General features: G+C 54.3%; 21 protein-coding genes and 1 pseudogene. 11 read left to right on the top strand and 11 right to left on the bottom strand.

The genetic code is table 11. The features are described from left to right. Positions 1–8: 8 nt before the first annotated feature. Positions 9–1,058 (bottom strand): nitrogen regulation protein NR(II), encoded by a 1,050-nt coding sequence (gene glnL / locus AC3WOK_RS22695; RefSeq protein ID WP_014885760.1) that lies wholly within the window; start codon positions 1,056–1,058, stop codon positions 9–11. 170 nt (positions 1,059–1,228) lie between these two features. Further along, positions 1,229–2,638 (bottom strand): glutamate--ammonia ligase, encoded by a 1,410-nt coding sequence (gene glnA, locus AC3WOK_RS22690; RefSeq protein ID WP_023333896.1) that lies wholly within the window; start codon positions 2,636–2,638, stop codon positions 1,229–1,231. Between the two features lie 378 nt (positions 2,639–3,016). On the opposite strand from glnA, the gene typA reads away from it, so the two are divergent. Next, positions 3,017–4,840, top strand: coding sequence for a ribosome-dependent GTPase TypA (gene typA, locus AC3WOK_RS22685; RefSeq protein WP_023333895.1), 1,824 nt, complete (start codon positions 3,017–3,019; stop codon positions 4,838–4,840). 52 nt (positions 4,841–4,892) lie between these two features. On the opposite strand, the gene AC3WOK_RS22680 is transcribed toward typA, so the two are convergent. Continuing rightward, positions 4,893–7,844 (bottom strand): autotransporter outer membrane beta-barrel domain-containing protein, encoded by a 2,952-nt coding sequence (locus AC3WOK_RS22680; RefSeq protein WP_492355142.1) that lies wholly within the window; start codon positions 7,842–7,844, stop codon positions 4,893–4,895. Positions 7,845–7,914: 70 nt separating this feature from the next. Beyond that, on the bottom strand, positions 7,915–8,532 hold the full coding sequence (locus tag AC3WOK_RS22675) for a hypothetical protein (RefSeq protein WP_063958127.1): 618 nt from the start codon (positions 8,530–8,532) through the stop codon (positions 7,915–7,917). 829 nt (positions 8,533–9,361) lie between these two features. Between AC3WOK_RS22675 and yihX the strand changes: the two genes are divergently transcribed. The 4 genes from yihX to fabY are packed head-to-tail and all read left to right on the top strand — an operon-like array spanning position 9,362 to position 12,256. After that, positions 9,362–9,961 (top strand): glucose-1-phosphatase, encoded by a 600-nt coding sequence (gene yihX / locus AC3WOK_RS22670; RefSeq protein WP_252000999.1) that lies wholly within the window; start codon positions 9,362–9,364, stop codon positions 9,959–9,961. Further along, positions 9,955–10,836, top strand: a complete 882-nt coding sequence (locus AC3WOK_RS22665) for a virulence factor BrkB family protein (RefSeq protein WP_059311770.1) — start codon at positions 9,955–9,957, stop codon at positions 10,834–10,836. The genes yihX and AC3WOK_RS22665 overlap by 7 nt, the downstream gene beginning before the upstream one ends. Continuing rightward, entirely contained in the window at positions 10,833–11,270 is a 438-nt protein-coding gene (dtd, locus tag AC3WOK_RS22660; protein ID WP_047345532.1) for a D-aminoacyl-tRNA deacylase, read from the top strand. Before AC3WOK_RS22665 ends, dtd begins: the two co-directional genes overlap by 4 nt. Before the next feature lie 44 nt (positions 11,271–11,314). Continuing rightward, positions 11,315–12,256 carry a fatty acid biosynthesis protein FabY gene (gene fabY, locus AC3WOK_RS22655; protein WP_025759561.1) on the top strand — a complete coding sequence of 314 codons (942 nt, stop codon included), beginning with the start codon at positions 11,315–11,317 and terminating at the stop codon, positions 12,254–12,256. Positions 12,257–12,267: 11 nt separating this feature from the next. Here fabY and AC3WOK_RS22650 read toward each other — a convergent pair whose 3' ends face one another. Further along, a complete protein-coding gene (locus AC3WOK_RS22650) occupies positions 12,268–13,185 on the bottom strand; it encodes an alpha/beta hydrolase (RefSeq protein WP_492355141.1) in 918 nt (305 codons plus the stop codon). Between the two features lie 227 nt (positions 13,186–13,412). Here AC3WOK_RS22650 and AC3WOK_RS22645 point away from each other — a divergent pair. After that, a pseudogene (locus AC3WOK_RS22645) lies at positions 13,413–13,725 on the top strand (type II toxin-antitoxin system RelE/ParE family toxin). Further along, a complete protein-coding gene (gene nadS / locus AC3WOK_RS22640) occupies positions 13,726–14,016 on the top strand; it encodes a NadS family protein (protein ID WP_059311773.1) in 291 nt (96 codons plus the stop codon). A 41-nt stretch (positions 14,017–14,057) separates the two neighbouring features. On the opposite strand, the gene fdhE is transcribed toward nadS, so the two are convergent. The 4 genes from fdhE to fdnG are packed head-to-tail and all read right to left on the bottom strand — an operon-like array spanning position 14,058 to position 19,581. After that, on the bottom strand, positions 14,058–14,987 hold the full coding sequence (gene fdhE, locus AC3WOK_RS22635; RefSeq protein ID WP_047345529.1) for a formate dehydrogenase accessory protein FdhE: 930 nt from the start codon (positions 14,985–14,987) through the stop codon (positions 14,058–14,060). After that, on the bottom strand, positions 14,984–15,619 hold the full coding sequence (gene fdoI, locus AC3WOK_RS22630) for a formate dehydrogenase cytochrome b556 subunit (RefSeq protein ID WP_008501832.1): 636 nt from the start codon (positions 15,617–15,619) through the stop codon (positions 14,984–14,986). Before fdoI ends, fdhE begins: the two co-directional genes overlap by 4 nt. Next, positions 15,616–16,518 carry a formate dehydrogenase subunit beta gene (gene fdxH, locus AC3WOK_RS22625; RefSeq protein ID WP_010436855.1) on the bottom strand — a complete coding sequence of 301 codons (903 nt, stop codon included), beginning with the start codon at positions 16,516–16,518 and terminating at the stop codon, positions 15,616–15,618. Before fdxH ends, fdoI begins: the two co-directional genes overlap by 4 nt. A 12-nt stretch (positions 16,519–16,530) precedes the next feature. Further along, positions 16,531–19,581, bottom strand: a complete 3,051-nt coding sequence (gene fdnG, locus AC3WOK_RS22620; protein WP_123138606.1) for a formate dehydrogenase-N subunit alpha — start codon at positions 19,579–19,581, stop codon at positions 16,531–16,533. A gap of 371 nt (positions 19,582–19,952) precedes the next feature. Here fdnG and fdhD point away from each other — a divergent pair, with 371 nt between their 5' ends. Continuing rightward, positions 19,953–20,789: a formate dehydrogenase accessory sulfurtransferase FdhD gene (fdhD, locus tag AC3WOK_RS22615; protein ID WP_492355140.1), complete on the top strand. Its 837-nt coding sequence runs from the start codon at positions 19,953–19,955 to the stop codon at positions 20,787–20,789. 114 nt (positions 20,790–20,903) lie between these two features. Then, complete coding sequence (locus AC3WOK_RS22610; protein ID WP_492355139.1) at positions 20,904–21,116, top strand: YdgH/BhsA/McbA family protein; 213 nt, start codon at positions 20,904–20,906, stop codon at positions 21,114–21,116. Positions 21,117–21,155: 39 nt separating this feature from the next. On the opposite strand, the gene AC3WOK_RS22605 is transcribed toward AC3WOK_RS22610, so the two are convergent. Next, entirely contained in the window at positions 21,156–21,479 is a 324-nt protein-coding gene (locus AC3WOK_RS22605) for an AzlD domain-containing protein (protein ID WP_059311776.1), read from the bottom strand. After that, complete coding sequence (locus AC3WOK_RS22600) at positions 21,479–22,138, bottom strand: AzlC family ABC transporter permease (protein ID WP_010436869.1); 660 nt, start codon at positions 22,136–22,138, stop codon at positions 21,479–21,481. Before AC3WOK_RS22600 ends, AC3WOK_RS22605 begins: the two co-directional genes overlap by 1 nt. 104 nt (positions 22,139–22,242) lie before the next feature. Here AC3WOK_RS22600 and AC3WOK_RS22595 point away from each other — a divergent pair, with 104 nt between their 5' ends. Beyond that, a complete protein-coding gene (locus AC3WOK_RS22595) occupies positions 22,243–22,791 on the top strand; it encodes a helix-turn-helix domain-containing protein (protein WP_010436871.1) in 549 nt (182 codons plus the stop codon). 17 nt (positions 22,792–22,808) lie between these two features. Beyond that, positions 22,809–23,804 (top strand): LacI family DNA-binding transcriptional regulator, encoded by a 996-nt coding sequence (locus AC3WOK_RS22590; RefSeq protein ID WP_059311778.1) that lies wholly within the window; start codon positions 22,809–22,811, stop codon positions 23,802–23,804. Positions 23,805–23,902 lie beyond the last annotated feature (98 nt).

The raw sequence follows: 23,902 nt of genomic DNA, 5'->3' as shown, positions 1-23,902 counted from the left end.
CGTCACCTTTATTTTTTAATCGGCAGGAAAACCGAAAACTCGGTATGTCCCGGCCAACTGGTAAATTCAATTTTGCCAGAGTGTTGATCGATCAAACTGCGGGCAATGGATAAGCCCAGGCCGGTCCCGCCTTCGCGACCGCTTACCATCGGATAGAACAGGGTGTCCTGCAGATGCGATGGAATACCAGGCCCGTTATCCTCGACGTCGATTCGGGCCGCCAGGCGATAGCGCACGCCGTGTAACGTGAGCTGGAAGGCGGTGCGGGTGCGTAAAATAATCTCGCCCCCTTCCGGCCCCAGCGCCTGCAGCGCGTTGCGCACAATATTCAACAGGACCTGCTCGATCTGATCCGGGTCATGCGCCAGTTCCGGCAGGCTTGGGTCGTAATCACGTACCAGCGTGACGTTCTCCGGCAGCTCCATTGAGACGAGCTTCACCACCCGTTCGGCCACTTTATGGATGCTTTCTGTGACATGCATTCCCGGCTGCTGCGGCCCGAGAAGGCGGTCAACCAGATTACGCAGACGGTCCGCCTGCTCAATGATGACGTTGGTGTACTCCGCCAGAGCAGGGTCGGGCAGCGCCTTGGTCAGAAGCTGCGCCGCGCCGCGTAATCCACCCAGCGGGTTTTTGATTTCATGTGCCAGACCGCGCACCAGGTCTCGGGCGGCAATTTGCTGCGCATGCTGAAGCTGCTCCTGGCTCAGTCGACGCTGATTATCCATCGGCGCCATTTCAAGCAGGATCATACCTTCGGGAAGACGCTGCGCGGTCAGCGACAGGATATGCGAGCGCCCGTCGATCACCAGCGTCACTTCGTTATCCGTGAACCCTTGACCCGCCTGCAAACTTTCCTGCATCAGGCCAATATTCAGCGAAAAATAGCTCAGGAGTTCCGGAAGCGGGGTGCCAAACAGTTTGCGTGCGCTTTGGGCAAGCAACTGCTGCGCCGCCGGGTTGGCGTAATGCACCGCCAGCTCGTCATCGACCAGCAAGATGCTGTTAATCAAAGAATTGAGGATCTGCCCAGCATCGGGCAGCGTGCCAGTTGCCATTCAGCAGTCTCCTGGAGTCGTTTGCACTAATTTAGTGCAGTATAGCGTTTTCGGCGTAAAAAGCGCGTGAGATCAGGTTGTTGGTGGAGAAAAAAGCCCATCCGGAGATGGGCTAAAAGTTTCCACGGCAACTACTCCCGGCGCTTGTCACGCCGGGTAAAACAACTTTATTAAACGCTGTAGTACAGTTCGAACTCAACCGGGTGCGGAGTCATACGTACACGGTCGTTCTCTTCAGTACGCAGGGCGATGTAAGCGTCAATCGCTTCATCAGTGAACACGCCACCGGCAGTCAGGAACTCACGGTCTGCGTCCAGCGCCTGGAGGGCTTCTTCCAGAGAGCCAGCAACCTGTGGGATCTCTTTCGCTTCTTCTGGCGGCAGGTCGTACAGGTTTTTGTCCATCGCTTCGCCTGGGTGGATCTTGTTTTTGATACCGTCCAGACCCGCCATCAGCAGTGCTGCGAAGCACAGGTATGGGTTAGCCGCTGGATCCGGGAAGCGCACTTCGATACGACGCGCTTTCGGAGAGGCAACAACCGGAATACGGATAGAAGCAGAACGGTTACGAGCAGAGTAGGCCAGCATCACTGGTGCTTCATAGCCCGGGACCAGACGCTTGTAAGAGTTAGTGGTTGGGTTCGCCAGGGCGTTGATCGCTTTAGCGTGTTTGATAACACCACCGATGTAGTGCAGCGCCTGCTCAGACAGACCCGCATACTTGTCGCCAGAGAACAGGTTGGTACCGTTCTTGGACAGAGACATGTGGCAGTGCATACCGGAACCGTTGTCGCCAAACATTGGTTTTGGCATGAAGGTTGCGGTTTTACCGAAACGGTGCGCAACGTTGTGCACAACGTATTTGTAGATCTGAATCTCATCCGCTTTCTTGGTCATGGTGTTGAAGCGGGTTGCGATTTCGTTCTGGCCAGCGGTCGCCACTTCGTGGTGGTGAGCTTCAACAACCAGGCCCATCTCTTCCATGATCAGACACATGGTAGAACGGATGTCCTGTGAAGAATCGACCGGAGGAACCGGGAAGTAACCGCCTTTCACGCCAGGACGGTGACCTTTGTTACCACCTTCGTATTTGGTGGAAGAGTTCCATGCACCTTCGATGTCATCGATAGCCACGTGGGAACCAGAAATTGAAGCGCCGAAACGGATGTCGTCAAACAGGAAGAACTCTGGCTCTGGCCCGAACAGAACGGTGTCTGCGATGCCGGTAGAACGCAGGTACTCTTCAGCGCGTTTTGCGATAGAACGTGGGTCGCGGTCGTAACCCTGCAGAGTGCCTGGCTCGAGGATATCGCAACGGATGATCAGAGTCGGTTCTTCGAAGAACGGGTCAATGAGCGCAGTGGTCGCATCTGGCATCAGAACCATGTCGGATTCGTTAATGCCTTTCCAGCCACCAATGGAGGAGCCGTCAAACATTTTGCCTTCTTCAAAGAATTCGGCGTTCACCTGATGAGCAGGGATTGTGACGTGCTGTTCTTTACCTTTGGTATCGGTGAAGCGCAGATCAACAAACTTCACTTCATGTTCGTTCAGCATCGTCAAAACGTGTTCAGCGGACATACTTAACTCTCCAGATTGGTCATTGTCGTCGTGGTAACGAGGTCTTCAATTTCTGTTTGTACTGGCTGTCGCCATGTATTTTTTATAAAGCGAAATCTGTGCCAACTTTTAAAACACCCCAAAAAGGCGTTATCATGCGCACCATAGTGCAAAAGGGCTGCACCACAATGGATTTGTTGCACCAGTATAGTGCTTCAATGTGAACATTGAGCACCATATTGGTGCAATTTACGTTAAAGTGCCCTTTTACCGCTCCGTGAAAGCGATCACAAAGCATCTCTGCAATACTTGTTTGCGGGGGATGTTTGTGATCCTGTTTTGTAGTGCGATTAATCCGTGTACAATAACGCGCTATTTCTAAATGCCTGAGGCAAAGTTGTGATCGAAAATTTGCGTAACATCGCCATCATCGCGCACGTTGACCATGGTAAAACTACCCTGGTTGATAAGCTGCTGCAGCAATCCGGTACGTTTGATGCTCGTGCCGAAACCCAAGAACGCGTGATGGACTCCAACGATTTGGAGAAAGAGCGTGGGATTACCATCCTCGCGAAAAACACCGCGATTAAATGGAATGACTACCGTATCAACATCGTTGATACCCCAGGGCACGCCGACTTCGGTGGTGAAGTTGAACGTGTAATGTCCATGGTAGACTCCGTTCTGCTGGTCGTTGACGCAATGGATGGCCCAATGCCACAGACGCGCTTCGTGACCAAAAAAGCATTTGCCCATGGTCTGAAGCCAATCGTTGTTATCAACAAAGTTGACCGCCCTGGCGCGCGTCCTGACTGGGTTGTTGACCAGGTATTCGACCTGTTCGTTAACCTGGACGCGACCGACGAGCAGCTGGACTTCCCTATCGTTTACGCGTCTGCGCTGAACGGTATCGCAGGTCTGGACCACGAAGACATGGCTGAAGACATGACCCCGCTGTACCAGGCGATTGTTGACCGTGTTCCTGCGCCAAACGTCGATCTCGACGGCACCCTGCAGATGCAGATCTCTCAACTCGACTACAACAACTACGTTGGCGTAATCGGCATTGGTCGTATCAAGCGCGGTAAAGTGAAGCCTAACCAGCAGGTCACTATCATCGATAGCGAAGGCAAAACCCGTAACGGTAAAGTAGGCAAAGTGCTGACTCACCTGGGTCTTGAGCGTATCGAGAGCGACGTGGCAGAAGCGGGCGACATCATTGCTATCACCGGTCTGGGTGAACTGAACATCTCCGACACCATCTGCGATCCGCAGAACGTCGAAGCGCTGCCAGCCCTGTCCGTTGATGAACCAACCGTATCGATGTTCTTCAACGTCAACACCTCTCCGTTCTGTGGTAAAGAAGGTAAGTTCGTTACCTCTCGTCAGATCCTTGACCGCCTGAACAAAGAGCTGGTGCACAACGTTGCGCTGCGCGTTGAAGAAACCCAGGACGCTGATGCGTTCCGCGTTTCTGGTCGTGGTGAGCTGCATCTGTCTGTTCTGATCGAAAACATGCGTCGTGAAGGTTTCGAAATGGCGGTTTCCCGTCCGAAAGTTATCTTCCGCGAAATCGACGGCCGTAAACAAGAGCCGTTCGAGAACGTGACGCTGGACGTTGAAGAGCAGCACCAGGGTTCTGTAATGCAGGCACTGGGCGAGCGTAAAGGCGACCTGAAAAACATGAATCCAGATGGCAAAGGCCGCGTACGTCTCGACTACGTGATCCCAAGCCGTGGCCTGATCGGCTTCCGTTCAGAGTTCATGACCATGACCTCTGGTACCGGTCTGCTGTACTCCACCTTCAGCCACTATGACGACGTTCGTCCGGGCGAAGTAGGCCAGCGTAACAACGGCGTGCTGATCTCCAACGGTCAGGGTAAAGCGGTTGCGTTTGCGCTGTTCGGTCTGCAGGATCGCGGTAAGCTGTTCCTGGGTCACGGTGCTGAAGTTTATGAAGGCCAGATCATCGGTATTCACAGCCGTTCTAACGACCTGACTGTAAACTGCCTGACCGGTAAGAAACTGACCAACATGCGTGCGTCCGGTACTGACGAAGCAACGGTTCTGGTTCCACCTATCAAGATGACCCTGGAGCAAGCTCTGGAATTCATCGATGACGACGAACTGGTAGAAGTGACTCCTCAGTCAATTCGTATCCGTAAACGTCACCTGACCGAGAACGATCGTAAACGTGCAATGCGCGGTGCGAAAGAAGAGTAATACGGTCAATCCGTAGTAAAAAAAGCCGCTGATATCAGCGGCTTTTTTGTTGTTATTTGAAGCTGTATTTCACCCCCAGCATTCCCTGCGTCTCGCTGAAGCCTTTATCGCCGACCTGCTGAGCCATGTTGCCCCAGACGCTAAGCTGCGGCGTGATCTGTCCCTCCACACCCGTTTTAAGCTCACCGATGTTGCGCGTACCGCGCATCTCGTTGCTGACGTCATCCATGCGGATGCGCGTGGTCTGAGTATTGTGGATCCAGTTCGCTTCGATGAACGGCTGGAAGGTACGGGAATTACCGTCGTCAATCGCGTTATGCCCGCTGATGTAGGCCTTCACGCCGAGACGGGTCATCAGGTTTCCCTGGGTTTCGTCTTTCACTCGCGTGCCGTTGCGTTCGCGATGGTCGTCAGTCTGCACGTCCATCCACACCACCTGCGCTTTTGGCTGGAGCCAGTAGCTGTTGCGACCGCTTTCGCCCACCTTGAAGCTATATCCCGCTTCGACAGAGGCGGTTACCCCACTTGAGCGATAACTCTCAGTGGCCTGATCCTGCCCCATGACCTTGTTATCGAACCAGTTATACAGCATCCAGCTATCAACGTAGGTGCCGCTTTTATCCGCTTCGTTTGCGTACCAGGTACCGTACAGGCCTACGCTATAGCCATTAACTTCGCCACGCGAGTGGTATCCGGTCAGGCTGGAAACGCTCCGGCTCTGGCTGTTGCCGTAGCCGGCCATCAGGCCAAGATGCCAGCGATCCAGACCGTCGGAACTCCATTGCGCCACATCTCCCCCTATCTGGAGCACGTAGCGATTGGCAGTGGTCTTTAACTGGCCGCTGCCGTCTTTAAACCGCGTATGGCCACCGACGTTACGCATCCACAGGCTTGTTACTTTTTGCTCACCCGTCAGGATGTCGGTGTACTGCGTTTCACCCAGACGATCGTGCAGACGGGTCATAAACAGCGTATTTGCCGCATAGCTGTTCGCCTGATAGCTGCCAAATTCCGGACGATACTGATGCTCGCTTTTCGGTGGCGCAGCAGGCGGTACCGGTTCCTGCGGTGGAACAACCGGGTCAACCGGTGGGTCTACGGGGTCGACCGGCGGAATCACCGGGTCAACCGGTGGGTCAACGGGATCGACCGGTGGAATTACCGGGTCAACCGGTGGGTCTACCGGGTCAACTGGCGGGTCAACAGGGTCAACTGGTGGGTCAACAGGATCGTCCGGTGGGTCAACGGGCTCAGCCAGGCTGGTCAGGAACCAGTTTTTACCTTTTTGCACAACGTTATAGTCATAACCCCCTGCCACGATACGGCTGGTCTTTGCGAACGTCCCGTCAGAGTTGCCGCCAACGCTGACAATCTCAATCCCTTCTACGGTTTGTGCGCCGGTACCGCCAATGTTGTTCACTTCCACCCCGGTATGACCGGAAGTATTCCCTTCAACGATCAGCTTGTCCGTTTCAGAAGTATCGTCAAACAGCACGGTATTGAAAACCAGCTTGCCGCCGTTGCCGATGTAATCATCGTTGATGGTCAGGGTTTGCCAGGTTGCATTTTCGGGATGCTGGAAATTAATCGTGCCGCCCGCATTCAGCGTCAGGCTGGTCAGCGTGGAGCTGTCGCGCATATTCCATACGGCATCATTCATCGTAAGTGCGATGGCACCGCTGCCTGCGGCATTGCTCTCAATGAAGGACGCTCCGTTCCACAATGAGTTGTCATTCATTGTCAGCGTAATGGTGCTGTTTTGTGCCGGTAGCTTGCTGGTGGCCGCGATGCCGCCTGCGGAGAGAATATCGCCGTTGAGGATGAATTTGCCGCCGGCGGATGCATCAATAACCCCGCCATTACCTGCGTTCAGGGCATAGCTGCCGCTGTCGCGCTGGCCAGCGGTGGTAATGGTTGCGCCACCCGCCAGCGTTATCACGCCGCGTGACCAGGCGTAGAGCCCGTGCGGGGCCTGCGCGGAGCTGCTTGTTTTAGCGCTGCTGTTTACCGCAATGGTGGCGTTATCGCCAAGGTTTACCGCACCGGTGTAGGCATAGACACCATGCGCGCTGGCGCCGTTGGTGGTAATGCTGGCGCCCTCATCAAGGTTGATGGTCGATGAGCCGGTTGAATAGATCCCGGAGGCGCTATTCTGGTCAGTAATAATGGCCGCGTTTTTTCCTAGCTCAATTTTTGACGCAGAACCCGCATACAGGCCGTAGGCCGATGCGCCGAACGTTTCAATGGTTGCCTCATCACCCAGACGGACATAAGAGCCACTCTGGTTGGTGCGGATCCCCTCGGCGTAGGTGCCCCGCGTAACAATATGCGCACGATCGCCGACGATAACGTTATTTTTGGCCTTCGATGCGTCATTTAGTGCATAGGCGCTAATCCCGCGACCGGTGCTGCCGGTGGTTTCGATGTAGAGATCGTCGCCCACATAAATATTGGCGGAGCCGAGAGAGCCCTGGCTGAAGGAGCTATACCCGGCATTAATGCCGTCGCCGCTTTGGCCATTGACGTAGATGTGTGTGCGATCGCCGGTAATGATAAACACCGGATTGTCCGGCGTGTTCATACCATGGGTACGAATGCCGTCGACATCTTTACCATTATTGGCGGCTGCTTTTGACTGGGTGCGAATAGTCAGATCGTCACCAAATATTACGCCCGGGCTGCCGGACGTGGAGTTCTGAATAACGGTAATGGAATGCTCGAAGGCTTCCGCCCCTGGCCCTTCGAGCGTGATCCCATCTCCGTAGATCGGGATATTACCCGGGCTGTACTGATAGACATAGTTAGGATCGGTGGTATTTTTGCTAAAGTTCGCATTTGCCGTTGCCGGTATTAGCGCCTGTATTTCTGCAGGCAAATCCGTTACCGCTCCGGAGGTTGGTAAATTAGCAAAATCTATTACCGCAGCATGTACGGCGAATAGCGCTGACGATAACGCCAGCGAAATCGCAACCGCGACAGGTGAGTGTTTCATTAAATATGGCATAACTGCCCCTTTCTTTCAGGCGTAAAACATCCTCCACACTATTAAATGTGGGTATGTTAAGAAGTTAATATTACAAAATAGAAACGAGAAGTTTATGAATGCTGGTCCCTAATTTCCTCTCTAGTCGAACTTTATGAACGTAAATTTGTTTCACATTGATGCTGTTTGTTTTTATTATCTCCTGAAGGCACTCGCCTGACATAAATCGGTTAAGCAACATGAATTCGACAGCATTCAAGGTACTTCTTCGCCTGTTGTCTACACGTCTACCGGAAAAAAGATAGTTTATCTTTTCCTGTAATTTAACGTCATTATCGTCAAAATATACAATTCCCTTTATTTCACTGTATTGTGCGATAAAGTAATTAGCCAGTGCCTCCATTTTTCGGTCCGTAATAATAACAATATTCATGTTAGTTATCGCCAGACGTTCAATCCATTGCGGATCTGCAAGCACACGCAGGTTGTATATCGAAAAATCTACAAAAATAAACCCGCGTGATAAGTGATTATTGTTTCTCCGCAATATCTTATCTTGTACTGCTATTTCTAAAAAATGATTACCAACCGGCCAAACGGCAAACGAGGCGTTGTCACAGTATTGTGATCGTACTGCGTTATCTGGAAATAACTGACAGGACAATTCACAGCTTATACAGCGGACAACATTTTGTGACGATGATATCATCCAGTCCACTCCTGTCTTATTTTCATTGTCAATATTTCACTGCCGTTCAAATGTGTCAATCTTGAAACATATACAGCGGTCTGGTCTTGTTTGTGAAAAATAGTGCCAGGGAAAATAAATTCCTGGTAGCATCTATTTTGGTAGACCGGCGCCATAGCAAACAAACAAAAGGTCCTGGCATTATTCCAGGAATATCCCACAATCCATTAAGACTATTCTGCAAAGAAAAGCCGGGAAGAAAATTCCGCAAATGGCACAAATAGCTAAAGAATCGTTTCGTAAATCTACATAAGCGTCAGTCTTTTCCCTGGTGGTGCCCCAATATAAGTATTTGGCCTGGTGAAGTGTAATGAAATCTTATTAGATCGTTTTAGATGAGGTGAATCTAAGAAAAATCATTTATAACCAATTGAAATTTAATGCTTTATTTTTAATCTTAAATAAGATGATGTCGCACCATGATCTTCTCTGGCCTATACTGTTGTTAAATATAAGTATGCCCTTTGAGCGTATGGCGTTAAATCTTGTTATTGCAGAGGAAAAGAAAGCTGTATCGCATTAACAAGCTGGTTGAGTATGACGCGGATAATAAAACCCTGGTCAATCATATTTCCGGGCGCTTGATACCATTGCAGATATCATCAGAACGCGCGCGGATTAAATAACGATTGCATTGTTAAAACCTTTGCGGATGCGGCTGGTATCAACGCCACGCTGCCGGGCTTTTATCACACGCCGTAAAAATCAATCGCACACCTTCGACCGCGCGCATAGTCAAATCTCTTTATTCCCGCTACAGTTACTTCTCCACGGCGAGCAGGAGATAAACATGCTTTATATCTTTGATTTAGGAAACGTAATCGTCGATATCGATTTTAATCGGGTGCTGGGCGCATGGAGCGATTTTAGCCGTGTCCCGCTGGCGACATTGAAGCAGAGTTTCGCGATGGGCGAGACCTTCCATCAGCATGAACGCGGCGAGATTAGCGATGAAGAGTTCGCTGAACGTTTCTGCCAGGAGATGGATCTCCCGTTAAGTTACGAGCAGTTTTCACACGGCTGGCAGGCGGTATTTGTCGCCATACGACCGGACGTGATCGACATCATGCATAAACTTCGCGAGCAGGGGCATCGGGTGGTCGTCCTGTCGAATACCAACCGCCTGCACACCACCTTCTGGCCTGAGGAGTACCCTGAAGTTAAGGCCGCGGCAGATAAGATCTATCTTTCGCAGGAGATGGGTATGCGTAAACCTGAAGCCCGGATCTATCAGGCTGTTCTCGACGCAGAAGGTTTTACCGCGGCCGATGCGGTCTTTTTCGACGACAATGCCGATAATATAGAGGGAGCTAATCAGTTGGGCATCACGTCAATTCTGGTGACCGGAAAAGAGACGATACCAAACTACTTTGCGAAGCAGTTATGCTAAAAACCGTTCATCAAAAAGCCACGCATCATACTCGCCCGCTGAGGGCCTGGCTGAAGCTGCTCTGGCACCGCATTGATGAGGACAACATGACCACGCTGGCGGGTAACCTCGCCTACGTGTCGTTGCTCTCGTTAGTGCCGCTGGTGGCCGTTATCTTTGCCCTGTTTTCCGCTTTTCCAATGTTTGCGGACGTCAGCCTGCAGCTTCGCCATTTTGTCTTCGCAAATTTTATCCCTGCAACCGGGGATGTCATCCAGAACTACATTGAGCAGTTTGTCGCCAACTCCAGCAAGATGACGGCAGTGGGGGCATGCGGTCTTATCGTCACTGCGCTGTTGTTGATGTACGCCATCGATAACGCGCTGAACACCATCTGGCGGAGTAAAAAGACACGGCCAAAGGTCTATTCCTTTGCCGTGTACTGGATGATCCTCACGTTGGGGCCGCTGCTGGCCGGAGCCAGCCTGGCGATCAGTTCTTATTTGCTTTCCCTGCGCTGGGCGAGTGATTTAAACGGCGTTATTGATAATGGGCTCCGCATTTTTCCGCTGATCCTGTCGTGGCTCTCGTTCTGGCTGCTCTATAGCGTCGTGCCGACCACGCGCGTGCCTAACCGCGATGCGGTCGTGGGGGCGCTGGTGGCGGCATTGCTCTTTGAGCTGGGCAAAAAAGGGTTTGCCCTCTACATCACCATGTTCCCGTCCTATCAGCTGATATACGGCGTGCTGGCGGTGATCCCCATTTTGTTTGTCTGGGTCTACTGGACCTGGTGTATCGTCTTGCTTGGTGCTGAAATAACTGTCACTCTCGGTGTATACCGCGAACTTAAAAAAGCAGCAGCAGCTGAAAAACAACAAGAAGCAGACCAACCATGATTGCATTGATACAGCGCGTAACCCGTGCCAGCGTCACCGTGGAGGGAGAGGTGACGGGTGAAATTGGCCCAGGACTTTTGGTGTTGTTAGGTGTCGAAAAGGATGATGACGAACAAAAAGCCAACCGCTTGTGCGAGCGCGTGCTGGGCTACCGTATTTTCAGCGATGCGGAAGGTAAAATGAACCTGAATGTCCAGCAGGCGGGCGGCAGCGTGCTGGTGGTTTCCCAGTTTACGCTGGCTGCGGATACCGAGCGCGGCATGCGCCCGAGTTTTTCTAAAGGCGCCGCGCCGGATCGTGCAGAAGAACTTTATGAATACTTTGTTGAGCGTTGTCGCCAGCAGGAAATGAATACGCAAACCGGACGATTCGCTGCAGATATGCAGGTATCGCTGGTGAACGATGGCCCCGTCACATTCTGGCTCCAGGTATGAGCCAACTGGCGGCGTGGCCGCGGGTAACAAGAGAGAGTACAGCTATGTATCACCTTCGAGTACCGCAAACGGAAGAAGAGTTAGAAGCTTATTACCAGTTCCGCTGGGAAATGCTACGCAAGCCATTACATCAGCCAAAAGGGTCTGAACGCGACGCCTGGGACGCGATGGCCCACCATCAGATGGTGATGGACGAAGAGGGCAACCTCGTCGCCGTCGGGCGTTTGTATATCAACGCCGATAACGAAGCCTCGATTCGCTTTATGGCGGTTCATCCCTCCGTGCAGGACAAAGGTCTGGGGACGCTTATGGCGATGACCCTGGAATCCGTCGCTCGCCAGGAAGGCGTTAAGCGCGTCACCTGTAGCGCCCGCGAAGATGCCGTCGAGTTCTTTGCCAAGCTCGGTTTTGTGAACCAGGGGGAGATCACGACTCCGCAAACCACCCCGATTCGTCATTTTTTGATGATCAAACCCATCGCCACGCTGGATGATATTCTCCATCGCGCTGACTGGTGCGGACAGCTGCAGCAGGCCTGGTATCAGCACATTCCGCTCAGCGAAAAAATGGGCGTGCGTATTCAGCAGTACACCGGACAAAAATTTATTACCACCATGCCGGAAACCGGCAATCAGAACCCTCACCATACGCTTTTTGCCGGCAGCCTGTTCTCGCTGGCCACGCTTACCGGCTGGGGGCTTATCTGGCTGATGCTTCGCGAGCGCCATCTGGGCGGCACGATCATTCTTGCCGACGCTCATATTCGCTATAGCGCACCGATTAGCGGCAAGCCGAGCGCCGTGGCCGACCTGGGTTCACTGGGTGGCGATCTCGACCGCCTGGCTCGCGGTCGCAAAGCCCGCGTCCAGATGCAGGTAGAACTGTTTGGCGATAAAACGCCGGGCGCGGTGTTTGAAGGCACCTATATCGTTCTTCCGGCGAAGCCCTTTGGCGCGTATGAAGAAGGTGGGAACGAGGAAGAGTAATCTCTTCAGCGTTATCGCCGGGCGGAGCTTATCCGCCAGGCGATGTCCCGCATCACATCTCGCGCTGACTGGCTAATTCCACCAAGCTGGAAAAAACCATGTATGACCCCCAGCCATCGCTGAGCGGTACACCTCACCTCCTGCTCTGCCAGATACTGGTACAACATTTCTCCCTCATCGCAGAGCGGATCGTACTCGGCGGTAATAATGTGCACCGGCGGAAGACCGTTAAAATCATTCCGCCATAGCGGGCTGGCTTCGGGATGCTGACGGTCGGTGTCTGCGAGATACATTTCATATCCGCTGAGCAGGGTATCGCGAGTAATTACGTAATCCTGGCCATTAAGGGTATAGCTTTCAAAACTGGCTGTAGCGTCGAGCATGGGGTAGATAAGAATGAGCTGGGCCGGGTTCCAGAGGCCTTTGGTCTTAATCCGCAGAGCCGTCACCAGCGCCAGATGCCCCCCTGCGCTGTCTCCGCAAAGGGTGATGCGGTTTTTATTCACGCCAAATACTGCTGCATTTTGCCAGACAAGCGCAGCCGCTCGCTCTGCGTCGTCATGCGCAGCAGGGAACGTATGCTCGGGTGCCAGTCTGTACTGAACCGCAATGACCCGGCAGTTACCGTAAAACGCCAGCTGGCGGAGCTGGTTATCATGGGTTTCAAACCCTCCGCTGACAAAGCATCCGCCGTGATAATAGAGGGCACCGGGTAACGTTTCGGTGGCATTGAGAGGCGAATAAATCTGAAAGGTGAGGTCATCAATGACGCGCGTTTCAACCTGGACGCGAGCTTCTTTTTTCCCGGCAAGTAACGTACTGGCAATATACCCTTTTCTTCGGTCATCAATATTCTGGTCACGCGAAGAGGGCTTTCCTGCATCAATAAAGTCCTTAACTAACTGCGCGATCCCGTTTTCCAGAGCCATATTAACGTTCTTTTAAGCTGTATGAATGTACAGTTATAGCCTGGTTTCATGCGGAAGAAAACAACAAATTTTGTGAAGCCAGGGAACTGGAAAGCGGCTCGCAGAAACGAATATTACCCAATGAAAAAAATGGATAATTTCTCTGAACCCCAATAACGTAACTCGCACAGAGTACGTCATTGACGTACGTTGAACACTTGTTACTATAAGCCAATGGCGTATAATTTATGTTATTCATTGAAACGGATATCTTCACAGAAGACGTCAAAGCGTTACTGGATGATGACGAATACCATAAACTTCAGGTTTTCCTTGCAACTCAGCCTGATTATGGCGATGTGATCCAGCATACAGGCGTGTTTACGAAAAATTCGCTGGCTTGCCAAAGGGAGAGGAAAACGCGGGGGCGTACGCGTTATCTATTTTCACCGTACGCGTGAGTTTGAAATTAGGCTGCTGCTCATCTATCGCAAAGGAATCAAAGATGACCTGTCAGCAAGCGAGAAAGCCATTCTGAAAAAGATGATTGAGAGGTGGTAAATGGATAAGGCGCTGTTTGAGCGGTTAACCCAAAGCATGGCGCAAATGAACGAAATCGCCGAGGGCAAACGTGAGCCATCGCGCACCTTTCAAATCGATGCGATGAAAATTAAAGAAATCCGTCAGGCATCCGGTTTATCACAGAGTAAATTCGCGAATCTCATCTCTGTCAGTGTTGATACGTTGCGTAACTGGGAGCAGGGCAGACGTTCGCCTACGGGGCCGGCTAAAGCGCTGTTACGTGCTATTGCCAACGATCCTCAGCATGTCATCTCTGCTCTCTCACAGTAAACAGCCCGGCTCCACAAAGGTTTACCGGGCATTTAGAGAAATTACTCCCCTTCACCCGGGAACAGGAACGGGTTGATAGAGCTGCGGGCAAAGCCCTCTTGCTCCATCTTCGCGTCCAGAATCAGCGAGGCGAGATCGTCGGCCACCGCTTCAACTTTCGGGTCTTTTTCCTGATAGAGAATCTTCAGGTAGGTCCCGCAGTCGCCGCAGCTTTCGGCTTTCACTGCCGCTTCTTCGTTTTCCAGCGACCAGTAGTTCAGATCGCGGGTCTGCTCGCAGTTGCTGCACTTGATGCGCACCACGTGCCACTCGGTTTCACACAGATTGCAGTGCAGGTAGCGCAGCCCCTGAGTGGTGCCGATTTGCACCATGCTGGAGACCGGCATTGAGCCACATACCGGGCAGAACTGGCGTGCTTCACCGTATTCGGCGCGGGCTTTACCGGGGATCAGGCTGGCCATTTGCGCCCAGTAAAGCGACAGCGCAGCCCAGATAAACGGTGCTTTATCGCTGCTGACCAGCGAGAAGTCGGACGCAAACAGCGCGCTCGCCATCTCTTCCAGCTCCTGCTCGGACGCTTTTTCCAGATTCTCAATGACCGCTAGCGCGGTGCCGCTCATCTCGGGCTTCAGCTCGGCAATCAGCGAATTCAGCAGCTTATGCCAGTGCTTGTCGCGCGGCAGGACGTGAATATCCAGCGGCGGCTTGCCCTGCGCGTTGGCTTCTTTGATGCGCGCGGTCAGGTCCATTTGCAGCGGGTGGTCGTACAGCACCACTTCCTGCGCGTGGGCTACCAGCGCGGCAAAACGCAGAAAATCGCCCAGCGGGTTGTTCTCTGCCAGCTCGCGCAGACGCTCTGCGCGGCGGTTGTAGAGGTTCTTGAGTCTGGGGAATAACAACGGCGGAATATAATCCGCCGTGCGTTTCTCGCTCGACCCCAGCTCATCTTGCGGGATTATGCGAATACTCATTCAGATGACTTTTCCTGTTTCTGGCGGACCTCACGGTACCAGCGCGGGTGATGTTTCTTCGCCCACGTGCTGGTTACCCATCCTTCCACCATCGCGGTAATGGTGCCTTTCACCCAGAGGGCGGCGTAGATATGCACCATGATAACCACAATTAACGCCACTGCGGCAAATGAATGCAGCATCAGCGCGAATCGGATCACCGGGATTGAGAAAGCAGGCGCAAAGTACGGACGCCAGATGATCACGCCGCTGACCAGCAACAGGACCAGGAAGATAATCGCCGCCCAGAATACGCATTTCTGGCCGAAGTTATAACGCCCGGTGTCACCTACTTCCTCGTTGACGACGATCTTACGAATATTCTTCGCCCAAAAGATATCATCCCGATTGATTAGGTTATGGTGCCAGTAGCGGAAAAACATGATGATGAACGACGCGAACATGATGACGCCCACAAACGGGTGCAGGATACGCGCCAGCTGTGGTGTCCCCATGATCTGCATCAGCCAGTTGAAGGAGGGGAAGAAGAACCCCAGCCCGCTTATCGCCGCCAGCATGAAGCAAAAGGCGGTGACCCAGTGGTTGATACGTTCCGGTGCGGTGTAGCGCACGATGGTGTCACGTTTTCTCATTTGCGCACCTCGTCTTTCTCTTCATGCAGGTTGTCGTCTTCCTCTTCCGCACGGTTCGGACCAACGCCGACGTAGTGGAAGATGCTCGCTGCGAAGGTGGCAGCAAAACCTACCGCTGCCAGCGGTTTCCAGATGCCTTTCCAGAACTTCACGGTGGCGCTGATTTCCGGGTTCTCCGGCAGGCCGTGATACAGGTTCGGCTTGTCGGCGTGGTGCAGCACGTACATTACGTGCGTACCGCCAACACCGGCCGGATCGTACAGGCCCGCGTTGTCGTAACCACGGGTTTTCAGCTCGCCCACGCGCTCTGCCGCCAGCGTTTTCATATCCTCTTTGGAGCCAAAGTGGATAGCGCCGGTTGGACAGGTCTTCACGCACGCTGGCTCCTGGCCGACGGTTACGCGGTCTACGCACAGCGTACATTTGTAGACGCGGTTGTCTTCCGGGTTCAGGCGCGGTACGTCGAACGGACAGCCCGCAATGCAGTAGCCGCAGCCGATGCACTGTTCGGACTGGAAGTCGACGATGCCGTTAGCATACTGAATGATAGCCCCTTCTGACGGACACGCCTTCAGGCAGCCCGGATCCGCGCAGTGCATACAGCCGTCTTTGCGGATAAGCCATTCCAGCTTGTCGTTCTGCTCCACTTCGGAGAAACGCATCACCGTCCAGGACTTGGCGGTCAGGTCAGCCGGGTTGTCGTACACCCCGACGTTGTGACCGACTTCGTCACGGAGGTCGTTCCACTCTGAGCAGGCCACCTGACAGGCTTTACAGCCGATACAGGTGGTCACGTCGATGAGCTTCGCCACTTCCTGCTGATGGTCCCGCGCCTGAGGCGCGGGCGTGAAACTGTTTGTCGCGGAACGACGGATAATGTCTTGAGATTGATAAGCCATAAGTCGTCTCCGTTACACCTTTTCCACGTTCACGAGGAAGGCCTTAAACTCCGGCGTCTGCGTGTTCGCATCGCCGACGAACGGCGTCAGGGTGTTCGCAATGAACCCTTTCTTCGCCACGCCCTCATAGCCCCAGTGAATAGGAATACCAATGGTATCCACCTGCTGGCCATGAACGTTCAGCGTGCGAATACGCTTGGTCACCACCGCCTTGGCTTTGATATAGCCGCGGTTAGAGGAGACCTTCACGGTATCGCCATGAGCGATGCCGAGCTTGCCCGCCAGCTTCTCGCCGATCTCCACAAACTGTTCCGGCTGCGCGATGGCGTTAAGCAGCGCGTGCTTGGTCCAGTAGTGGAAGTGTTCGGTCAGACGGTAGGTGGTACCCACGTACGGGAACTTGTCTTTTTTACCCAGCGCGTCGAAATCGCCCTTAAAGATACGGGCTGCCGGGTTAGAGACCACATTCGGGTGCAGCGGGTTGGTGCCCAGCGGCGTCTCAAATGGCTCGTAGTGTTCCGGGAACGGCCCTTCCGCCATCTTATCGATAGCAAACAGGCGCCCCATCCCTTCTGGCTGCATGATAAACGGCCCAACGTCGCTGCCGGGTGCGGCAGTGCTGTAGTCCGGAATATCCACGCCGCCCCATTTGGCGCCGTCCCACTTCAGTAGCTGACGCTTCGGATCCCACGGGTTGCCCTGCGGGTCAGCGGATGCGCGGTTATAGAGGATACGGCGGTTGAGCGGCCACGCCCATGCCCAGCCCAGCGTATTGCCGAGGCCCGATGGGTCGGCGTTATCGCGGTTGGCCATCTGGTTGCCTTTCGGCGTCCAGCTACCGGCGAAGATCCAGCAGCCGCTGGAGGTTGTGCCGTCATCGCGCAGGTGCGCGAAGGTGCTGAGCTGATCGCCTTTCTTCGCCAGCACGGTGCCGGTGGCCGGGTCGATAACGTCCGCCAGCGCCTTACCGTTGCTCTCCATCGCCACTTCTTCCGGCGCTGGGTTTTCTGGCGTCGAATAGTTCCAGGTCATGTTCAGAACCGGTTCCGGGTTCGCGCCGCCTTCAGCCGCATACATCTTACGCAGGCGTAAGAAGATACCGGCCAGGATCTCGCCGTCGTTCATGGCGATGCCCGGGGCGTCCGCGCCTTTCCAGTGCCACTGCAGCCAGCGTCCGGAGTTGACGATAGAACCGTTCTCTTCTGCGAAGCAGGTCGATGGCAGACGGAACACTTCGGTCTGAATCTTCGAAGGATCGACGTCGTTCGATTCACCATGGTTCTGCCAGAAGGTCGAGGTCTCGGTATTGAGAGGGTCAATCGTCACCAGGAACTTCAGTTTCGACAGGGACTCAACAACCTTGTTCTTGTTCGGGAACGAGGCAACCGGGTTAAAGCCCTGGCACAGATAGCCGTTCACTTTGCCCTGGTGCATCATCTCGAAATACTGCAGAACGTCGTAACCCTTGTCCCACTTCGGCAGCCAGTCAAATCCCCAGCTGTTTTCAGCCGTCGCTTTGTCACCGAAGAAGGCTTTCATCATCGAGACGAAGAACTTCGGATAGTTGCCCCAGTAGTTCACCTGGCCTTCAAGCAGCGGCTTAGGCGTGCTGGCCGTCAGGTAGGTTTGCAGGTCGGTCTGTTTCTCGCTCGGCAGGTTCATATAGCCCGGCAGACTTTGAGACAGCAGGCCGAGATCGGTCAGACCCTGAATATTGGAGTGACCGCGCAAGGCGTTCACGCCGCCGCCTGCCATCCCCATGTTACCGAGCAGGAGCTGAACCATCGCCATGGTACGGATGTTCTGCGCGCCGATGGAGTGCTGCGTCCAGCCGAGGGCATACAGGAACGACGCGGTTTTGTCTTTCGCGCTGGTTTCAGCGATAAGCTCGCACACCTTCAGGAAGTCCGCCTTCGGCGTACCGCAGATGTTTTCGACAACTTCCGGCGTGTAGCGGGAAACGTGCTCTTTCAGCAGGTTCCACACGCAGCGCGGGTGTTGCAGGGTGGTGTCGCGCTTCGCAAAGCCTTTCTCATCCAGCTCGTAGTTCCAGCTGGTTTTATCGTATTTGCGTTTTTCGGCGTCGTAACCGCTGAACAGACCATCTTCGAAGTGGTAATCCTCACGCACGATCAGGCTGGCGTTGGTATAGGCTTCGGTGTATTCGCGGTTATATTTTTCGTTGGTCATCAGGTACAGCAATACGCCTGACAGGAAAGTGATGTCAGTACCTGAACGAATAGGGGTGTAGAAATCCGCCACTGACGCAGTACGCGTAAAGCGGGGATCGATCACAATCAGTTTCGCACCGTTGTGGATTTTGGCTTCCATCGCCCAGCGGAACCCGACAGGGTGCGCTTCAGCGGCGTTACCGCCCATCACCACAATGAGGTTGGCGTTCTTGATGTCGACCCAGTGGTTGGTCATCGCACCGCGACCAAATGTTGGAGCAAGACTTGCTACCGTTGGTCCGTGTCAGACACGCGCCTGGTTGTCGACCGCGAGCATACCGAGTGCGCGCGTGAATTTCTGGGTTAAATAACCGGTTTCGTTGCTGGAAGCAGAGGCACACAGCATCCCGGTGGAGAGCCAGCGGTTGACCGTAACGCCATCGGCGTTCTTCTCAACAAAGTTGGCATCGCGGTCTTCTTTAATATGTTTTGCGATGCGATCAAACGCCTCTTCCCAGCTGATTTGCTGCCATTTGTCGGAGCCAGGCGCACGATATTCAGGGAATTTGAGGCGGCTTTCGGAGTGGATAAAGTCCACCAGACCAGCCCCTTTCGGGCACAATGCGCCGCGGTTGACCGGATGATCCGGGTCGCCTTCGATATGGAAAATAGACGCTTTGGCGTTTTTAGCACCGTCGCCGAGGCTATACATCAACAGCCCGCAACCGACAGAGCAGTACGTACAGGTATTACGGGTTTCACGGGTGCGCAGCAGTTTATACTGCCGCGTTTCCGCCAGCGCTACGCCGGGCGCAAAGCCCAGTGCCGCTGCCGTGGTGCCTGCCATACCGCCAGCGCAGATCTTAAAGAACTGCCTTCTGCTGACCTGCATGGGTCACTCCTTGTTTCGACATTGCTTACATATGTAGTTTTGACTTCACGGCTGAAAAATGACCGCAAAGGAAAAAATTTGCGTTAATCCCTCAATTCCACGAGGGATATCATCAGAATACCACAATGTCGGTACAGCTGTTCTAATGGCGTTAATACAAAGTGAACGTATTATCACCATGTTGATTATAAAGTGTGATATCGATCACATTAATAGCTCGGCATGTTAAAGCGGTGTAGCGGGCGTCAGGTTGCACCCCTTCTAAATGAGTAGGAGAATGGTTGTCGAAAAGTTGATCCATACTATGCGTAACGCCTGTAGTTTGTGCTGCAATAGCAGGCTCGCTTCCGTGGTTGTTCAGGAATACCGCTGTGTCTAAACAAAACCGTGCTCACCATCCGTCACCCCTGCCTGCCGGCATTGTGGAATTGTCTGTACACAGGCCTCCGCACATTACCCATGCCACACCTGATTATCTGGCGGAAGAAGTGCCCGTTGCGCTCGTTTACAACGGCATCTCGCATGTGGTGATGATGGCTTCGCCGAAAGATCTTGAACTGTTCGCGATAGGGTTCTCCCTTTCGGAAGGCATCATCGAGCAGCCACAGGAGATCTACGGCATGGACGTGGTGCAGGCATGCAACGGCCTTGAAGTGCAAATCGAACTCTCCAGCCGCCGCTTTATGGGATTAAAAGAGCGCCGCCGGGCGCTGGCCGGGCGCACCGGCTGCGGCGTCTGCGGCGTTGAGCAGCTCAACGATATTGGTAAGCCTCTTGTACCTCTGCCGTTTACTCAGACCTTCAATCTGGCGAACCTCAACCATGCGCTTGAGCACCTCAACGACGTACAGCCCATCGGCCAGCTGAGCGGCTGCACGCACGCGGCAGCGTGGGTATTGCCGTCGGGCGATATCGCCGGGGGACATGAGGACGTTGGCCGCCACGTGGCGCTGGATAAGTTGCTCGGCCGCCGCGCGCGTGAAAGTGACGTCTGGCAGCAGGGGGCAGCGCTCGTTTCCAGCCGGGCCAGTTATGAGATGGTGCAAAAATCGGCGATGTGCGGGGTAGAGATCCTGTTTGCCGTGTCGGCGGCAACCACGCTGGCGGTGGAGGTGGCGGAGCGCTGCAACCTGACGCTGGTGGGCTTCTGCAAGCCGGGAAGGGCGACAATATATACCCATCCTCAGCGATTAATAGTTAATCAGTAATTTTGAATGATAATAGCAAATCCTTCCGCTTTTAGTTGTTCACGATGAGGTCTAGTATTTATCTCATCAAGGCACGGTGCCTTACCTAAACAACTTAATGAAAGGGTTTAAATCATGAAAAGCATCAAAACTTTTGTCGCTGTAATCGCTCTGGTTGCTTCTTTCGGTTCTTTTGCCGCGCAGACCGTGACCGCAACCGCATCCACCATTGACGGTGCAGAAGCGAAAATCGCGGCCCAGGCTCAGGAAGCAGGTGCATCATCGTACAAAATTACCCAGGCATTCAGCGGTAACCGCGTACACATGACCGCTGAACTGACCAAATAAGCTGTCATACCGTCGAAAGAGCGCCCCCGGGGCGCTTTTTTAGTTTATGCCCGCCAGACGCAGCAGCGCCGTCACCACCGCCGCCGCAACGATCACCACAATTAACGGCATCTTCCGCCAGGCCAAAAACACCGCAAACGCCACGCCCAGCACCCGCGCCATCCCGGCGAAATGTTCGCCTTCATAAAATGTGGTCGCCAGCGCCACCGAAAACAGCAATACCGTTGCCGCATCTGACAGCAGCGCCTGTGAACGCTCTGACAATGCCAGCCTGCTGCCCAGTTTTGCCCCGCCGAGGCGCATCAAATACGTTCCCGCAGACAGGATCGCGATGCCGAGAATAAAGACCGTCATGTTTTCCATTATTTTTTCCTCGCGGCAAGACCCAGTAAGGAGAGCAGCACCGGCAGGCCCACCGGGGCAAACGGCACGGCGGCCAGCGACAATACGGCACCGCTGCAGGCGCGGATTAGCGTGGTGCGGTTTTTAAACGCAGGCACCACTAACGCCAGCAAAATGGCGGGAAATACCGCATCCAGCCCAATGGTTTCCGGGTCTGGCAGCAGTTTGCCGACCATGGCACCCAGCAGCGCGCCCAGCGGCCAGATGATTGCCACGCCCAAACCGCACAGCCAGTAGGCCGCTTTACGCTGTTCTGGGGTTTTCTGCGACAGGCCGAACACTACGCTTTCATCGTTCATGATGTGGCAGCCCAAAAAGCTCAGGCCGCGCTTGCCCACCAGTTCCCGCACCGTCACGCCGAACGGCACGTGGCGGGCGTTCACCAGTAATCCGGCTGCAGCTGCAGCTAGCGGGTTCCCACCGCTCGCCACGATGCCGATAAACATAAATTCCGATGCGCCCGCCAGAACGGTAAGGGAGAGCACAAACGGCACCCACAGCGGGAAACCGTAGGCCATCGCCAGCGAGCCGTAGGACATCCCGACTACGCCCACCGCGAGGCAAACCAGGATGATTGCTTTGATCGTGTCGCCTTTCAGGCAGGAGAGATGATGCTTCATACAATTTTAGCCATATCGAACGTGTATCCATTATAATGAACGCAACAGAGACGTTTTTCAAGGCGAACGATTCGTTCGATTTATAGAACAAAAAGGGCCGTTTTATGACGCAGCCAATCAGCGTGATCGCTAAAAGCCTGGTGCGAGAACGCCTGCGAACCGGGCTTTCACTGGCGGAAATTGCCCGTCGTGCCGGGATCGCCAAATCCACGCTTTCCCAACTGGAGTCCGGTAACGGTAACCCGAGCCTGGAGACGCTGTGGTCGCTTTGCGTGGCGCTGGATATCCCTTTCGCCCGCCTGCTGGAACCACAGCAGACGACAACACAGGTCATCCGCCGTGGAGAGGGAACGAAGGTCGTTGCCGGGCAGGCTAACTATGAAGCTATTTTGCTGGCGGCGTGTCCGCCGGGCGCGCGGCGCGACATCTATCTGCTGCTCACCCAGCCGGGCGCAGATCGTATATCCCAGCCGCATCCGCCGGGGTCCGTTGAACATATTATTGTGACGCAGGGGCGCGCGTTAGTCGGCCTGATCGACGCAGCGGAAGAACTCGGCCCGGGGGATTACATCTGTTATCCCGCCGATCTGCCGCATATCTTTAAGGCGCTGGAGCCAGATACGCACGCGCTGCTGGTGGCGGAACAGAACTAACAGAGATACGGAAAATCATGTCGCTTAAAGCCATTGCCAAAGAACTGGGGCTGTCAGTCACCACCGTCAGCCGCGCACTCAACGGATATGACGACGTCTCCGCCGAGACGCGCGCCCGCGTGGAAGCAGAGGCGCAGCGCCGTGGCTACCGACCTAACACCTTCGCCCGCCGCCTCAAGATGGGCAAAATCGACGCCGTCGGGCTGGTGTTCCCCGTGCATCCCGTTCCGCTCAATAATAGCGTTTTTATGGACATGGTCGGCGAAATTAGCCACGAACTGGCGCGACATGAAATCGATTTACTGCTGATTGCCGATGATGATTTGGCCGATAAGCACAGCTACATGCGCATGGTGCAGAGCCGCCGCGTGGATGCGCTGATCGTGGCGCACACGCTGGACCACGATCCGCGTCTTGAGCAGCTTCAGGCCGCCGGTTTTCCTTTCCTGGCGCTTGGGCGCAGCCACCTACCGCAGCCGTACGCGTGGTTTGACTTCGACAACTACGCCGGTACGCATCAGGCTACCCGCTGGCTGATCGAGAAAGGCCATCAGCGCATCGCGCTGCTGGGTGAAAGCAACAATCAGGCGTTTATTACCCAGCGTCGTCAGGGCTTTCTCGATGCCCTGCGAGAAGCCGGGCTTTCCAGCGAATGGCTGCGCGCCATGCCGCCGTCGCGCCGCGTGGGGTATGCCACCACTAAAGAGCTTCTCGCTCTGCCGCAGCCGCCCACGGCCATCATTACCGACTGCAATACCCACGGCGACGGCGCGGCGATGGCGCTGGCGCAGATGGGGCGCTTATCCGGCGACAACGCCGTCTCGCTGGTTGTCTACGACGGCCTGCCGCAGGACAGCATTGTCGATATCGACGTAGCGTCAGTCATTCAGTCCACCCGTCAGGGCGTCGGAAAACAGATTGCCGATATGGTGCGCCAGCTGATTAACGGCGACGATATCGAGCAGCTTCAGGTGCTCTGGCAGCCTGAATTCTCTCCGGGTCAGACGGCCTAAACCCACTAAAATTCCAAACCCGATCACATAACCGAAACGTTTTGGTTTGTATCCGAAACGTTTCGGATCAACACTCAGGACATCCCGACGACAGGAGA

It is taken from the genome of Enterobacter sp. FW301-JW81, from assembly GCF_058788735.1.
This window is presented reverse-complemented; position numbering and strand designations above follow the sequence as displayed.

Bases quoted from the DNA above. Each gene is read 5' to 3' on its own strand.
- glnL (WP_014885760.1), bottom strand. From the start codon at position 1,058: ATGGCAACTGGCACGCTGCCCGATGCTGGGCAGATCCTCAATTCTTTG.
- glnA (WP_023333896.1), bottom strand. From the start codon at position 2,638: ATGTCCGCTGAACACGTTTTGACGATGCTGAACGAACATGAAGTGAAG.
- AC3WOK_RS22680 (WP_492355142.1), bottom strand. From the start codon at position 7,844: ATGCCATATTTAATGAAACACTCACCTGTCGCGGTTGCGATTTCGCTG.
- AC3WOK_RS22675 (WP_063958127.1), bottom strand. From the start codon at position 8,532: ATGATATCATCGTCACAAAATGTTGTCCGCTGTATAAGCTGTGAATTG.
- yihX (WP_252000999.1), top strand. From the start codon at position 9,362: ATGCTTTATATCTTTGATTTAGGAAACGTAATCGTCGATATCGATTTT.
- AC3WOK_RS22665 (WP_059311770.1), top strand. From the start codon at position 9,955: ATGCTAAAAACCGTTCATCAAAAAGCCACGCATCATACTCGCCCGCTG.
- dtd (WP_047345532.1), top strand. From the start codon at position 10,833: ATGATTGCATTGATACAGCGCGTAACCCGTGCCAGCGTCACCGTGGAG.
- fabY (WP_025759561.1), top strand. From the start codon at position 11,315: ATGTATCACCTTCGAGTACCGCAAACGGAAGAAGAGTTAGAAGCTTAT.
- AC3WOK_RS22650 (WP_492355141.1), bottom strand. From the start codon at position 13,185: ATGGCTCTGGAAAACGGGATCGCGCAGTTAGTTAAGGACTTTATTGAT.
- nadS (WP_059311773.1), top strand. From the start codon at position 13,726: ATGGATAAGGCGCTGTTTGAGCGGTTAACCCAAAGCATGGCGCAAATG.
- fdhE (WP_047345529.1), bottom strand. From the start codon at position 14,987: ATGAGTATTCGCATAATCCCGCAAGATGAGCTGGGGTCGAGCGAGAAA.
- fdoI (WP_008501832.1), bottom strand. From the start codon at position 15,619: ATGAGAAAACGTGACACCATCGTGCGCTACACCGCACCGGAACGTATC.
- fdxH (WP_010436855.1), bottom strand. From the start codon at position 16,518: ATGGCTTATCAATCTCAAGACATTATCCGTCGTTCCGCGACAAACAGT.
- AC3WOK_RS22610 (WP_492355139.1), top strand. From the start codon at position 20,904: ATGAAAAGCATCAAAACTTTTGTCGCTGTAATCGCTCTGGTTGCTTCT.
- AC3WOK_RS22605 (WP_059311776.1), bottom strand. From the start codon at position 21,479: ATGGAAAACATGACGGTCTTTATTCTCGGCATCGCGATCCTGTCTGCG.
- AC3WOK_RS22600 (WP_010436869.1), bottom strand. From the start codon at position 22,138: ATGAAGCATCATCTCTCCTGCCTGAAAGGCGACACGATCAAAGCAATC.
- AC3WOK_RS22595 (WP_010436871.1), top strand. From the start codon at position 22,243: ATGACGCAGCCAATCAGCGTGATCGCTAAAAGCCTGGTGCGAGAACGC.
- AC3WOK_RS22590 (WP_059311778.1), top strand. From the start codon at position 22,809: ATGTCGCTTAAAGCCATTGCCAAAGAACTGGGGCTGTCAGTCACCACC.